The sequence below is a fragment of the Streptomyces endocoffeicus genome, from assembly GCF_016741935.1.
In the GTDB taxonomy this organism is placed as follows: domain Bacteria; phylum Actinomycetota; class Actinomycetes; order Streptomycetales; family Streptomycetaceae; genus Streptomyces; species Streptomyces endocoffeicus.
Map to the genome: position 1 here is coordinate 157,631 of NZ_JAERRG010000015.1, position 14,913 is coordinate 172,543.

Here is a 14,913-nt window from a genome sequence, read left to right on the forward strand (position 1 = left end):
GATGGCCGGGTCACAGCCACAGTCGTATGAGAGTGCGCTCGACGCGATTCCGGGGGCGCACCCCTACCCCCGCTCCAGCCGCTATCACGACGCCGAGATCGGGATCCACACCCAACCCGACGGGACCCCCGTGCGGTACGCCAAGCGGCGGCTGCTGCCGCCCATCAGCGAGGCGGACGAGGACACCGCCACCCGCATCGTCAGCAGTGGCGAGCGCCCCGACCACCTCGGTCAGCGCTACTTCGGCGACCCCGCTGCCTGGTGGCGGATCGCCGATGCCAACCCCGTCCTCGATCCCCGTGAGCTGACCGCCGAGCCGGGCGAGGAGATCGCGATTCCGGACGGGTTCCCGAGCGCAGGCGGTGGGCGAAATGGCCGATGAGCCCGTCGGACAGGGGCCCATCCACCTCGAATTACGGATGGGGCCCAAGCTCACCCGCGCCGTGCCCCCCGAGGTCACCGAGGCGCTGCTGTCTGCGCAGATCACCACCACCGCGGGCGAACGCAGCGGCTTCCAGATGGCGTTCGACCTCACCAAAAAGGGCGCGATCATCGATCGGCTGCTCCCCGAGGGATTCTTCGACCCCCGCACCCGCGTGATCGTCACCGCCGCCGTCAAGGGCACGCCGATCGTCCTCCTCGACGGGCTCATCGTGCGCCACGAGGTGGGGGCCAGCAATCAGCCGGGGCAGACGACCCTCACCGTCACCGGCGAGGACCTCACCCTCCTCATGGACCTCGAAGAGCGGACCGACCGTTACCCCAACCTCTCACCCTGGCAGCGGGTCACCCGCATTCTCGCCAAGTACACCGACTACGGCATCGAAGCCGATGTCGTCAGAGAGAAGATCCTCCAGCCGCCCAACGCACAGCAGCGCGTCGACTACCAGACCGGCACCGACCTCCAATACGTCACCGATCTCGCCCAGGCCAACGGCTACGTCTTCTACCTCATCCCCGGGCCCTTCCCCGAGGTCTCCAGCGCCTACTGGGGCCCCGAAAAGCGCATCGGCACACCCCAGCACGCGCTCACCGTCAACATGGACGTCAACTCCACCGTCGACCAACTCACCTTCGCCTACGACGGCACCGCCCGCGAGGAACCCCAAGCCCGCTGGCAGGACCCCAGGACCCGGGACTCCACCCTCCTCCCGCAACAGGACATCAGCCCCCTCCGGCCGCCCCTCGGCAAGCGGCCAACGCCCGTCCTGAAGCGCAAGACGCTCCCCGGGACGGCGAAGAAGGACCGGGGGCAGGCCGAGGCCGAGGCGATGGCGCGGGCGGCGACGTCCGCCGACGCGATTTCCGGGTCCGGGTCGCTCGACGTCAACCGGCACGGGTACATCCTCCAGCCCCGCATGCTCGTCGGGGTGCGGGGCGCGGGGAGGACGTACGACGGCGAGTACTACGTCAAGTCCGTCACCCACAACATCCGGCCCGGGTCCTTCCAGCAGAACTTCACGCTTACACGTGAGGGGCTCAACGCCCGCAACAGCACCGTTCGGCCGTAAGAGACACAAAGAGACACAAAGAGACGCTCAGAGACACGGCGACCAGGAGTACCCATGGCGGCATCCCCTCACAACCGCTTCCTCGGCAAGTACCGAGGCCGGGTCCGCGACAATCAGGATCCCCTCGGCATCGGCAGGATCACCGCCGACGTGCCGGACGTGCTCGGCGACGAGCCGAGTACGTGGGCCATGCCCTGCTTCCCGTTCGCCGGGGAGCAGCGGTTCCCCGCCGGCCAGTACGTCGTGCCGTCCATCGGCGCCGGCGTGTGGATGGAGTTCGAGCAGGGGGACCCGAGCTTCCCCATCTGGACGGGGTGCTGGTTCGGGGCCAGGGAGCAGCTCCCAGAAGACGCGCGGACCGATCCGGCGACCGCGCACCCCGTGGTGATCCAGACGCCGGGGAAGCACAAGATCGTGATGTCCGACGTTCCGGCCGAAGGCATTTTGCTGCAGGCACCAGGCGGCGCGTTCGTAAAGATCGACGCGACCGGAGTGTATTTCGACAACGGCCAGGGAGCGTCCGTTTCCCTGGTCGGAGACCAAGTCGACCTGAACCAGGGTCGGTTGACAGTACCCAAAAAGCGATAGTCAGAAGTAAACGGGGAGGGACAAGCGACGTGTCCGGGAATTCCGGGAACCTCGTCAGCCATACCGCCGTGATCAGTTGCCCGCACGGCGGACGCGTACGGGCGACATCCGTTCCGTCGTCCGGTGTGCGGCTCGACGGGCAGCCCGTGCCGAGCGCCGACGACGCCTTCACGGTCGTCGGCTGCCCGCACACCGTCGACCGCGTCCCACTGCCGTGCACCACCGTCCGGTGGACTCCGGACCGCGACACGGTGCTGATCGACGGCGTGCCCGTCCTGCTCGACACCTCCTCGGCACAGTGCTTCAGCGCGGGGCTCGTGCCGCAGGGGCCACCCGTCGTCTCCGCCGCGCGGCAAGGAGTCATGTGCGGATGAGGACACGGACCGGCAGGACACACACCGTACGGACCGATATCGCCTTCCCGTTCCGGATCGACCGGCGCGGGCGCACCGCGCACGCCGACCACGACGACCACATACGCGATCTCATCGAGCAGTTGCTCTTCACCAGCCCCGGCGAACGCGTGATGCGGCCCGACTTCGGCTGCGGGCTGCTCGACCTCGTCTTCACGCCCAACAGCCCCGAACTGGCCTCCGCCGTCGAGCTGTCCGTCCAGGCGTCGCTGCAGCGCTGGCTCGGCGAGCTGATCGAGGTCGAGTCCCTGGACGTGGTCAGCGAGGAGAACGTCGTACGCGTCCATCTGCGGTATGTGGTGCGCGCCACCGCCGGCCTGCGCGATGAGGTGTTCGAGGGGAGGGGCGCCACATGAGCGCGTCCACCGCGTCACGGCGCGATCGCATCAGGGCCGCCCACCTCAACGGGGTGGACGCCGTCGAGGTCGGCGACGATGGCATCACTCTCACCGTCACCTTCCTCGGCAAGGCCCCGCACGGCCTGTGCCCGGAGAACGTACGCGTCGACGGCGGCCGCCGGATCACCGGCATCGAGGTCATGGAGATCTCCGTCGAGCGCGAGGAGGACCCCGAGCTCGACGACAAGCTGTACGTCACCGTGGACCGGGCCGGGGACACCTCGGCCTACCGGCTCTCCCTCGTGGACACCGATCCCTACGGGCGGCCCGGCACCGAGCCCTTCCCCGGCTTCGACCAGCGGTACTTCTCCGCCGAGTTCACCTTCCGGCCCGACTGCCCCACCCCCTTCGACTGCAAGGATCAGGAAGAGCGAGACCTCCCCGCCACCTTCCTCCCCGCCACCTTCCTCCCGGCTCACATGCACGCCCCCACCCCCGCCCCCGTCATCGACTACACCGCCCGCGACTACGACACCCTCCGCCAGGTCGTCCTGGACCGGCTCCGCCTCACCACCCCGGACTGGGTCGAGCGCAACGCCGCCGACCTCGGCATCACCCTGGTCGAGCTGCTCGCCTACACCGCCGACCAGATCAGCTACCAGCAGGACGCGGTGGCCACCGAGGCGTATCTCGACACCGCCCGCCGCCGGGTGTCCGTACGCCGCCACGTGCGGCTCATCGACTATCCGATGCACGACGGCTGCAACGCCCGTGCCTTCGTCACCGTGGAGACGGCCGAGCCGCTGACGCTGGACCCGGGGGAGTACCGCTTCGCCGCCGTGGACATCCGTACGCTCGGCCCGCTGGACCGGCCGGACATCGGGGCCGTGCTGGACGACCGGGAGCTGGCCGTGCTCGATGAGCGCGGATCGGTGGAGGTGTTCGAGCCCGTCGTCACCGACCAGCCCCTCCACCTGCGGCCGGAGCACCACCGCATCCGGCTGTGGACCTGGGGCGGTGAGGTGTGCTCGCTACCCGTGGGCGCCACCTCCGCGACGTTGCGCGACGCGTGGGCCGACGAGGAATGCCAGGCCCGCGCGCTCGATCTGCGCCCCGGCGATCTGCTGCTCTTCGAGGAGGTGCGGGGGCCGCGCTCCGGGACGCCCGGCGACGCCGACCCGTCGCACCGGCAGGCCGTGCGCCTCACCTCCGTCACCCCCGCCGTCGACCGGCTCGCCGAGCAGCCGGTGCTGGAGGTCACCTGGGCGCGGGAGGACGCGCTGGCCTTCCCGTTGTGCCTGGCCACCCGGGGCGGCACGGACTGCGCGCCCATCGAGGACGTCAGCGTGGCGCGCGGCAATGTGGTGCTGGTCGACCACGGCCGCTCGCTGACCTTCTGCTGCGGCACACCGGAGACCCTCACCGTCCCGCCCGTCCCCGCCGTCGCCGGGTCCTGCGACCCACCCGCCTTCGGCTGCTTCGACAAGGACGCCGGGAACGCCCCCGCACGGCTCATCGACTCCCTGCTGGACCGGGCCCGCCACGGGCGGCAACTGACCCCCGGGGACGTACGGGAGCTGTTCACCACCGTCGGCCCGGAGGCCACCGGCCGCGCCGGGATCGGCCTGGAGTCGGCCGGGCAGCGGCGCGAGAAGGTCGTGCCGGGCACCGCGTACGCCCAGGCCGAGGCCCTGCGGGCACTGCTCGCCCAGTCCGTCTACCCGGGGATCGTGCCGCGCTTCCGGCCCGTACTGCACCAGGCGCCCGTCACCCAGGCCGTGCCCTTCCCCGATCCGCGCCATATCGCCGCTGGGCAGGCCGGGCACCTGGCCGCCATACCGGGGCGGGTGCGGCAGCGGCTGACGGAGCTGTGGCGCAGCGCCCGCGACCGGGACGGGCTCTCGGACGAGGAGATCGCCGAGCTGGCCGTCCTGTTCGGGCTGCGCGTCCTGGAGCGCCTCGAACTCGCCCGCCACCCCGTCCGCGCGCTGCGCGAGCTGCTGCACCGCTGCGACCGGCTGCTCGACGCCAAGCTGGGACGCCTGGCCGCGCTGACCGCCAGGGCACGGGCGGGCACCGTCCTGGACGGGCGCATCGCCTGGGAGATCGCGCACAGTTGGGGCCGGGCGTACGCCGCCGGGCTGCGCCCGGAGGATCCGGTGCTGCACGGTCCGGCCGCCGCCCTCGTCCAGGACCCACGGGCCGCGCTCCCCGCCGTAACGATCGAGGACGGCGACGAGAGCTGGACACCGCGCCGCGATCTGCTCACCTCCCGCCCCCGGGACCGCCACTTCGTCGGTGAGCTGGAGGACGACGGCCGGATCGCGCTGCGCTTCGGCGACGGCCGGTACGGCGCCACGCCGAAACCCGGGGCGCGCCTCGCGGTCCACTACCGGACCGGTGGCGGCACGGCGGGCAACGTCGGCCCCGAGGCCATCAACCACCTGGTGCTGTGCCGGGATCCGGAATCCCGAGGAAAAGCCGCCACCGGGCGGCCCCTGCCCGTGGCCGGGGTGCGCAATCCGCTGCCCGCCGCCGGTGGCACCGAGCCCGAGCCGGTTGAGCAGGTCCGCCAGCTGGCCCCGCTCGATCTGAAGCGCACCCGGCACCGGGCCGTCACCGCCGAGGACTACGCGGCGCTCGCCTCCGAACTGCCCGGTGTGCGGCGCGCGGCGGCGGAGATCCGCTGGACCGGCAGTGTGCGGGAGGCGCATATCGCCATCGACGCGTACGGGACCGGGGCACCGCCCCCCGCTCTCCTGGACGCGGTCGCGCACGCCCTGGAGGGCTACCGCCGGATCGGACACGACCTGGTGGTCGGCCCGGCCCGCGCCGTGCCGCTGGACATCGCGGTCGAGGTGTGCGCCGCACCCGGACACCAGCACGGGCAGATCCTCGCCGAGCTGTACCGGGCGCTGGGCAGCCGCCGGTTCTCCGGCGGGCGGCTCGGCTTCTTCCACCCCGACGCGCTGGCCTTCGGCGAACCGGTGCGGCTCAGCCGGCTGGTGGCCGTCGCGGCGGCGGTGCCGGGGGTGCTGAGCGTCGAGGTCACCCGGCTGCGAAGGCTGTGGCACGAGGGGTTGGAGGGGCCGAAGGAACCCGATGACGGCACCTCGTACGAGACGTCACACGGCGAGGCGCTGGAGGAGGGCATCCTGCGCATCGGCCCCCTGGAGATCGCCCAATGCGACAACGACCCCGACCGGCCCGAGAACGGCCGTCTGGTCATCGAGCTGAAGGGGGCCCGATGAGCGACCACCTCGACCACTCCGACCACTCCGACCATCCCGGCCACCCCGGCCACCCCGGCCACGCCAACTCCGGTGGCCGCGGCTGTGGTTGCGGCGGCCACGACGAGCGCCGGGCCGCCCCCGGCACCCCGCACAACCCGCCCGGCCGCACCGCCCTGGACTATCGCGTCGGCGACTACGGCTCGTTCCTGGCCGCCATGCTCGACCGGCTCGCCTCGCCCGCCTACCCCGCGCTGCGCGGCCTGACCGTGCGCACCCCGGACGACCCGGCCCTCGGGCTGCTGGACGCCTGGGCGGTCTTGAGCGACCTGCTGACCTTCCACTCCGAGCGGATCGCCGACGAGGGCTATCTGCGCACCGCCCACGACCCCCGCTCGCTCGCCCTCCTGGGGCGGCTGGTCGGACATGTGCCACGGCCGGGCGTGGCCGCCGACACCCATCTCGCGTACACCCTGGACCGGGATCCGCGCGCCGAGGACGTCCTGGTGACGATTCCGCGCGGGGCCATCAGCCACAGCGTCCCGGCGGCCTCCGACGAGGAGTCGCAGACCTTCGAGACGAGCGAGGACCTGACGGCCCGCTGGGCGTGGAACGAACTGGCGGTGCGCCGCCGCCGGCCCGCCCTGATCGGCCCCGGCGACCTGCGGCGCCGCTCGGAGCTGCTGGTCTCCGGGACCTCCCTCGGGCTGACCGTCGGCGACAAGCTGCTCTTCGTCTTCGACGCCACGCCGGAGTCCGGGAGCGCCGGTCGGCCGCTGCTGTCGGTCGCGCGCGTGACCGTCGACCGCGACGAGGACGTGACGGCGATCGGACTGCCGCAGTCCGCCCCGCCGTCCCTCAAGGAACTGGTGGACGAGGTACGCCGGTGGATCACCGACCCGGAGGCGGATGAGGACCCGGACGACCGGGGGGACGCCGAGCCCACGCCGGACCACCCCGATCCGCGTCCCGTCAGCCGGCTGATCGAGGAGTTCGACGCGCAGGTCCTGGCGTCGCTGCGGGGCGACCTGGACGGGATCACCACACCCGGGCAGCTCGCCCGGCGGCTCGGTGAACCGCATGACCGGCTGGCGGAGGCGCAGGTGCTGGCCGCCCCGTACGAGGAGGTCGCCGCCTGGTTCGAGCGGCTGGAGGCGGTGATCGGCGAACTGCGCGAGCGGGCGGGGGAGTTGGACGCCGCCGGGTCCGGCGAGGTGCGGCTGCGGTCCCAGCTCGCCGAGGACCGGCCCGCGGCCGACAGCGCCACCGAAAGCTACGATCCCGCCGCCGAAACCCACGATCCCGCCACCGGGACCCGAGGCTCCGCCACCGGGCCCGCCCACGGCTCCGCCGCCATGCGCGCGCTCGGCGCCGTCCTGCCCGCCCTGCGCACCCGCGTCGTACGGCCCCCGTCCGGCGCCGGCGCCACGGCGGCGCACGATCCGCGGCGGCTCTTCGGGCCGGGGTCCGACCTGGCCGCCGGGCTGCTCTTCGCCCTCGACCCGAGGGTGGCGAGCGGGATGTACGCGGCGTGGCGCCGGGCCGCCCCGGCCGCCACCGCCCCGCCGGGGACCGTCCCGCTCCTGCGCGAGCTGCTGGCGATGCGGGTGACGGCCGCGCCCTTCGGGGCGATGGCGCCGCTCAAGCCGGTGCAGGACGACCGGGGCCGGGTCATCAGGCAGACCGACTGGCCGCTGACCGGCGGTGAGCTGACCGCCGTACGGATCGTGTACGACACGGCGGGCAAGGTGCCGGTGAAGGCGGAGTTCCAGCACATCGAGACGGGGACGTCGTGGCAGCGCAGCGAGAACCTGCCGCAGACCGCCGAGTTCGAGCTCGGCCCCGGGAAGGTCCAGCTGTCCACTCGCGTCGGCCAGGACCACGACCTGGGCTGGCTGCGGGGCCGTCCCACCGACTCGCAGGAGCCCGGTGTCACCGCCACCTTGCTGCCCGGACTGCCCGCGCTCACCCTGTTCGTGGCCCGGCCCGCCGAGGACGGGCGGGTGCATGTGGTCGTGGACAACGGGGAGACCAAGCAGTGGATGCTCAGCCGTGGCGAACCCCCGAAACAGATCGGTTACGGCGCCTATGAACTGACGCTGCGCTTCACCCCCGGCAGCGAGCCCCCGGCCGTCGAGATCGGCATCGCCACCGTGCCGGAGCCCGCCAACCGTTATGTGCTGCCGCTGGATTCGGTCCAGGACTCCATCACGGTCGGCAGCTGGGTGGCCATCGAGCGGCCCCGCAAGGGGTCCGGTGAGCCGGACGGCATCCCGGGCGACAAGAAGCTCGCCTTCGTCACCACCCGTGTCGTCGCCGTGCGCACCGCCGCGTACACCAACTACGGCATCACCGGCCGCGGCACCCAGCTGACCCTCGCCGACCCGTGGCTCGATGAACACGATGTGCTGCTCTCCGCGATCCGCGACACCACCGTGCACGCGGGCGGTGAACCGCTGCGCCCGGCGGACGAGCCGCTGGGCGAGGATGTGCACGGCAACGAGATCGAGCTCGCCGAGCTGTACGACGGGCTGCGGCCGGGCCGCCGGATCATCGTCTCCGGTGAGCGCACCGATATCCCGGGTCCGGCCGGGCCGGGCGCCCCGACCGGGGTCCGGGGCACGGAGTTGGCGGTGATCGCCGCCGTGGACCAGCGCGTCGACCCCGACCTGCCCGGCGACCATGTGCACACCACCCTCACGCTCACCGCCGATCTGGCCTACCGCTACCGCCGCGAGACGGTCCGCGTCCAGGGCAACGTCGTGCCCGCCACGCACGGCGAGAGCCGTGACGAGCCCATCGGCAGCGGCGACCCGGCCCTGGCCAACCAGACCTTCACGCTGTGGCAGTCGCCGCTGACCTGGCTCCCCGCGGACAACCCCCTGGGCGCCACCCCCGCCCTCGAGGTCCGCGTCGACGGGCTGCTGTGGCACCGGGTGGACAGCCTCGCCGGACGCGGACCGCGCGAGCGCGTCTACGTCACCGGGACCACCGGCGACGGGCGGACCACGGTGACCTTCGGCGACGGGGTGCACGGCGCCCGGCTGCCGGGCGGCCACGAGAACGTACGGGCCCGCTACCGCTTCGGCACCGGCGAGGCCGCCAACGTGCCCGCGGACCGCGTCACCCAGGCCCTGACCCGGCCCCTCGGCGTCACCGCCGTCACCAATCCGCAGCCCGCCACCGGCGGTGCGGACGGCGACGGTCCGGGCCTGACGCGCCGCACCATCCCGCTCGCGGTCTCCGCGCTCGACCGGCTGGTCTCCCTCCAGGACTACGAGGACTTCGCCCGGTCCCGCGCGGGCATCGGCCGGGCCGCCGCCCGCGAACTCTTCGACGGGCGGCGCAGGGTGCTCCAGGTGACCGTGGCCGGGGTGGACGACGCGCCGATCGGCGCCGACGCGGAGGTGCTGCGCGCCCTGCGCACCTCGCTGGCCGCCTATGGGGACACCCGGCTGCCGGTCCGGGTGGATGTGCGGGAGCTGGTGCTGCTGGTGCTGGTGGCACGGGTGAAGGTGGCGCCGGACCACTCCTGGGAGCTGGTCGAACCCCGGTTGCGTCAGACCCTGCTGCGCGAACTCGGCTATCCAGGGCGGGAGTTGGGGCAACCGGCCGCGCTCTCCGAGGTCCTGGCCACCGCCCAGTCGGTGCCCGGTGTGGACTACGTGGACGTGGACGCCTTCACCGGCGTCCCGGCCGCCAGCACCCCGCGGGAACTGGCCGGTCTGGCCGCCCGGCTCACCGAGCCCAGCGCCGTGGTCCCCGCCCGGCCCGCCGAGTACGCCGAGGACACCTACCGGGTCACCGCCACGGACGGCGAGACGCTCACCGACATCGCCGGACGCCACGGCAGCCCGCTCGCCGAACTGCTGCGCCTCAACCCCGACATCACCGACACCCGCCGCCTCGCCAGGGGCCGCTCGGTGTCCGTCTTCCGCGGCATCCGCCCGGCGCGGCTCGCGATGTTCTCACCCGATGTCCCGGACACGCTGATCCTCACGGAGGTCACCTCATGAGCAGGGAGCCGGACGGGCTCGCCGAACTGCTTCCGCAGTGGCATCGCCTCAGGGACGCCGAGGCGGGCGAGCCCCTGCGCGCCCTGCTCGCCGTGCTCGCCGAGCAGGTCGATCGGGTACGCGACGGGGTCGAGCACCAGTACGACGACTGGTTCGTGGAGACCGCCACCGCATGGGTGCTGCCGTACCTCGGCGATCTGGTGGGCTACCGCCCACTGCCCGGCTACGAGCGGGTGCTGGCCACCGGGCTGCGCGACGGCGGACCGCCGGACGCCTCCCTGGCGCGGCTGGCCGAGGCGCTGGCGCCACGCCGGGACGTGGCCGCCACCGTGGCCTACCGGCGGCGCAAGGGCACGCTCGCGCTGCTGGAGGAGCTCTCCGCGTCGGTGGCCGGATGGCCGGCCCGCGCCGTCGAGCTCTCCCGGCTCACCGCGCACCAGCAGCCGGTGAAGCTCTACGGCGGGACGGGCGGCGCGGCGGCGGACCTGCGCAGGTTCTCCCGGGGCCGGCTCGCCGATCTGCGGGACGGGGCCGCGCTGGAGCTGGCGGGCGGGCCGTTCGGGACGGTGGCGCGCTCGGTGGACGTACGGCGCGCCGGCTCCCGCCGCGGACAGGGCGGCCACACCCCGGCCGGGGTCGGGCTGTTCGTGTGGCGGCTGAAGCCGTACCAGGTGACCAGGGCGCCCGCGTACTGCATCGACCGGGCCCGCAACCTCTACACCTTCTCCATCCTCGGCAATGACACCCCGCTGGTGACCCGCCCCGAACCCGAGCCGTCCGCCGCGCACATCGCAACTGCCGACAACGTGCCCGCGTACATCCGCCGCCGTCGGCTCGCGGACCACCTTCTCGACTATTACGGACCCGGCAAGAGCTTCACCATCTGGCGGGACGGCCACGACGAGCCCGTGCCGCCGTCGGACATCGTGGTGGCCGATCTGACCGACTGGCGCTACCGTGCCAAACGCGGCCAGGTGGTCATCGACCCCGAGCTCGGCCGGATCGCCTTCGGCTCGCGCACCGCGCCCCGCCACGGCGTCTGGGTCACCTATCACTACGCGTACCCCGACGACATGGGCGGCGGGGAGTACGACCGGGACGACCGCGAGACCTCCCCGGCCGCGGAGGTCTACCGGGTCGGGCCGGGGTGCGCGTACCAGCGGATCATGGACGCGTACCGGCAGTGGCAGCACGACCGGCGGGGCGGGCGATGCGGCCCCGAGGGCATCATCGAGATCACCCACAGCGGCGCCTACCAGGAGCAGCTGGACTTCGACCTGGACCCGGGCGACCGGCTCGAACTGCGCGCCGCCGAGGGCACCCGGCCGGTGATCCGGCTGCTGGACTGGTACAGCAACCGCCCCGACGCGCTCAACATCCGGGCGCGGGAGGAACAGCGGGAGGAGCACGGGAACACCGGTGGCGAGGCGCCGCGCATCGTGCTGGACGGGCTGCTGATCGCGGGGCGCGGCCTCAACGTCACCGGGCCGGTCGGCGCCGTGGTGCTGCGCCACTGCACCCTCGTCCCCGGCTGGTCCCTGGAGCCGGAGTGCGAGCCGCGCTCGCCCGACGAGCCCAGCCTGGTCCTGGAGCGCACCACCGCATGCGTACAGATCGAGCGCAGCGTCCTCGGCACCATCGAGGTGATCGGCGAGGAGGTGCACACCGATCCGCTCGCCCTCCACATCCGGGACTCCATCCTGGACGCCACCGGACACGACCGCCCGGCGCTGTCCGCACCGGACTGCCGCCACGCCCACGCCGTACTGCACGCCCACCGCACCACTGTCATCGGCGAAGTGCACACCCACGCCGTGCGGATCGGCGAGAACAGCCTCTTCACCGGGCGGATGCACGTGGCCCGGCGCGGTGTCGGATGTCTGCGGTTCAGCTATGTGCCGCCGGGCTCGCGCACCCCGCGCCGCCACCGCTGCCAGCCGGATCTGGTGGGGGCCGAGGAGGCGTGGCGGGTGCGGCCGCTGTTCAGCGGCGAGCGCTACGGCACGCCGGTGTACGGGCAGTTGGCGGCCGGATGCGCGGAGGAGATCCGCCGGGGCGCCGAGGACGGCGCCGAGATGGGCGCGTTCCACGACCTGTACCAGCCGCAGCGCGAGGACAGCCTGCGGGCGCGGCTCGCGGAGTACGCGCCGGCGGGCACGGACGCGGGAGTCATCGCCGTGACGTGAGCCGATGTGACACCGACACCGACACCGACACCGACACCGACGCCGACACCGGTGCCCCAGCCCGTCCGCCCGTCCGAGCCGCGCCCGCCAGACTTCCGAACCTTCCGAGGGGGACCCCTTCCATGCACGCCGATCTCTCCCGACTCACCTTCCGGCCCGACCGGCGCTACTCCGCCGTCGTCGCCCAGCAGGGCCGCGTACAGCTCGACGCCGACGCCAACGAGCAGACCGCGATCCAGCTCCACCAGGCCCGTACGCTCGCCGCCGACCTGATCGGGCAGCACGGCGGCCCGTCCGGGGACGCCGGATTCCACATCCGGTTCAAGGGCGGCAGCCGCGATCTGGACGACCTGATCATCGAGGGCGGCCGCTACTACGTGGACGGCATCCTGTGCGACGCGACCCGGCCGCTGCCCGGTGTGGCAGTCGACGACGAGACGCCGGACGGGGCCTCCGGCCAGGAGGACGAGGCCGATCCGCCCGAGCCCGACGAGCCGCCCGCCACCTGGACCTACTGGGACCAGCCGGACGCCTACCGGGACCCGGAGCGGCCGGGCGACCGGCTCCCGGAGCAGCGCCCGTTCCTGGTCGCCCTGAAGGTGTGGGAGCGGTCGGTGACCGCCGCCGAGGACCCGGCGCTGCGCGAGGTGGCCCTCGGCTCGGCGATGCCGGACACGGCGGCGCGGGTCAAGGTGGTCTGGCAGGTGCTGCCGGTGGAGAGCGCGGCCCTGGAGCTGGAGAACCCGGGAGGGGCGAGCAAGGAGCAGGTCGGCAAGGCGTTCGAGGCGTGGGCGCGGCAGGCCACGGCGCCCGGGTCCCGGCTGGCGGCGCGCGCCGAGCGGCCGGAACACGCGGACCAGGACCCCTGCCTGGTCCGCCCGGACGCCCGCTACCGGGGGCCGGAGAACCAGCTGTACCGAGTGGAGGTCCACGAGGGTGGTTCGGCGAAGGAGGCCACCTTCAAATGGTCCCGGGAGAACGGCTCGGTGGTCTTCCCGGTCGATGAACTCGACGGCACCTGGGTCGAGTTGGCCTCGCTGGGCAGTGACGACAAGCTGGATCTGGGCGTCGGGGACCTGGTGGAGTTCGTGGACACCGCGTACACCAGCCGGGGCGAACCGCTGCCGCTGCTGCGGGTGGAGGAGGTCGACCTGCCGGGGCGGCGGGTGCGGCTGTCCGGTGAGCCCGAGCCGGGTGTCGGCCGCCGTCCCGAGCTGCGGCCGTTCCTGCGCCGCTGGGACCACCGGGAGACCACCCGGCGCCCCCGCAAGGGCGCGGCGGCGCGGCTGAGGCGCGGCGCGCTCAAGGTCGAGGAGGGCCGCTGGCTGCCCCTGGAGGACGGAGTCGAGGTGTACTTCGCCCCCGACGGCGTCTACCGCTCCGGGGACCACTGGCTGATCCCGGCCCGCACCGCGACGGGCGGCGTGGAGTGGCCGGTGAACGCGGCCCGCAAACCGCTCCTCCGGGCCCCGGCCGGGATCCAGGCGCACTACGCGCCCCTGGCGTGGGTGACCGCCGAGCAGGCGGAGCTGGATCTGCGGATGGTGTTCGGGCCGCTGGCCGTGCCCGCCCCGGCCGCGGACGCGTCGGCGCTCGCGGCGGAGGCCGAAGCGGCGGCCGAGACCAGGGCCAGGGAGGACGCGGCACCGGAAGCGTAGGCCCGGTCCGGAGCCGATTGAGTTCCGTGCCCGTGGCATCCGTACATCACCATGCCTCATCCCTAAGGAGCACATCACCATGGCCACGCCGCTCACCGCCGACCGTCTGCTCAAGGCGCTTCGCGACGAGGGACTGGAAGTCCATGAGTACCGCGAATGGCGGACTCACAACCGCAACAGCAAGGGCCCCTGGGGGCCGGTCAACGGGGTGATGATCCATCACACCGTCACCAAGGGCACGGACTCCTCGGTGGAGCTGTGCTACGAGGGGCACGCCTCGCTGCCGGGGCCGCTGTGCCACGGCGTCATCGACAAGTCCGGCGCGGTCCACCTGGTCGGCAACGGCCGCGCCAACCACGCGGGCCTGGGCGACAGCGACGTGCTCAGAGCCGTCGTCAACGAATCCGCGCTGCCACCCGACAACGAGGCCGACACCGACGGCAACCGCCACTTCTACGGCTTCGAGTGCGTCAACCTCGGCGACGGCGAGGACCCCTGGCCGGAGGCGCAGAAGCTGGCGATCGAGAAGGTGTCCGCGGCCATCTGCCGCGCCCACGGCTGGACCCAGCGCTCGGTGATCGGCCATCTGGAGTGGCAGCCGGGCAAGGTCGACCCGCGTGGCTTCACGATGGACAGCATGCGAAGCCGCGTCGCCAAGCGGCTCGGCGCCAAGCCGGATGGCCCGGCCCCCAAGCCACCGGCGTCCTACGAGCCGTTCCCGGGCGCCGACTTCTTCCGGAACGGCCGCGAAAGCAAGATCATCACGGCGATGGGCAAGCGGCTGGTGGCCGAGGGCTGCGGACGCTACGAGGAGGGCCCGAGCCCGGAGTGGACCGAGACGGACCGCAAGTCCTACGCGGCCTGGCAGCGCAAGCTGGGCTACTCCGGCGATGACGCGGACGGCACCCCCGGCAAGACCAGCTGGGACAAGCTGCGCGTGCCGAACGTCTAGTCGTCACACCAGTTCCCCTTG

10 protein-coding genes are annotated in these 14,913 nt (G+C 72.9%); all 10 read left to right on the forward strand.

The window, feature by feature from the left end; genetic code table 11:
• Position 1: 1 nt before the first annotated feature.
• Entirely contained in the window at positions 2-382 is a 381-nt protein-coding gene (locus JK364_RS31940) for a LysM peptidoglycan-binding domain-containing protein (protein WP_201854824.1), read from the forward strand.
• Positions 372-1,511 (forward strand): hypothetical protein, encoded by a 1,140-nt coding sequence (locus JK364_RS31945; protein ID WP_201854825.1) that lies wholly within the window; start codon positions 372-374, stop codon positions 1,509-1,511. Before JK364_RS31940 ends, JK364_RS31945 begins: the two co-directional genes overlap by 11 nt.
• 54 nt (positions 1,512-1,565) lie before the next feature.
• On the forward strand, positions 1,566-2,099 hold the full coding sequence (locus JK364_RS31950; protein WP_201854826.1) for a phage baseplate assembly protein V: 534 nt from the start codon (positions 1,566-1,568) through the stop codon (positions 2,097-2,099).
• Between the two features lie 29 nt (positions 2,100-2,128).
• Positions 2,129-2,473, forward strand: a complete 345-nt coding sequence (locus JK364_RS31955; protein WP_201854827.1) for a hypothetical protein — start codon at positions 2,129-2,131, stop codon at positions 2,471-2,473.
• Positions 2,470-2,868, forward strand: a complete 399-nt coding sequence (locus tag JK364_RS31960; protein ID WP_201854828.1) for a GPW/gp25 family protein — start codon at positions 2,470-2,472, stop codon at positions 2,866-2,868. Before JK364_RS31955 ends, JK364_RS31960 begins: the two co-directional genes overlap by 4 nt.
• Positions 2,865-6,101: a putative baseplate assembly protein gene (locus tag JK364_RS31965; RefSeq protein WP_201854829.1), complete on the forward strand. Its 3,237-nt coding sequence runs from the start codon at positions 2,865-2,867 to the stop codon at positions 6,099-6,101. The genes JK364_RS31960 and JK364_RS31965 overlap by 4 nt, the downstream gene beginning before the upstream one ends.
• Entirely contained in the window at positions 6,098-10,096 is a 3,999-nt protein-coding gene (locus JK364_RS31970; protein WP_201854830.1) for a putative baseplate assembly protein, read from the forward strand. The genes JK364_RS31965 and JK364_RS31970 overlap by 4 nt, the downstream gene beginning before the upstream one ends.
• On the forward strand, positions 10,093-12,282 hold the full coding sequence (locus tag JK364_RS31975; RefSeq protein WP_201854831.1) for a hypothetical protein: 2,190 nt from the start codon (positions 10,093-10,095) through the stop codon (positions 12,280-12,282). The genes JK364_RS31970 and JK364_RS31975 overlap by 4 nt, the downstream gene beginning before the upstream one ends.
• A gap of 122 nt (positions 12,283-12,404) precedes the next feature.
• Entirely contained in the window at positions 12,405-13,940 is a 1,536-nt protein-coding gene (locus JK364_RS31980; RefSeq protein ID WP_201854832.1) for a DUF6519 domain-containing protein, read from the forward strand.
• A gap of 79 nt (positions 13,941-14,019) precedes the next feature.
• The gene (locus JK364_RS31985) at positions 14,020-14,892 is read left to right on the forward strand and encodes a peptidoglycan-binding protein (protein WP_201854833.1); all 873 of its coding nucleotides are present in this window, start codon (positions 14,020-14,022) and stop codon (positions 14,890-14,892) included.
• The last annotated feature ends 21 nt before the right edge of the window (positions 14,893-14,913 follow it).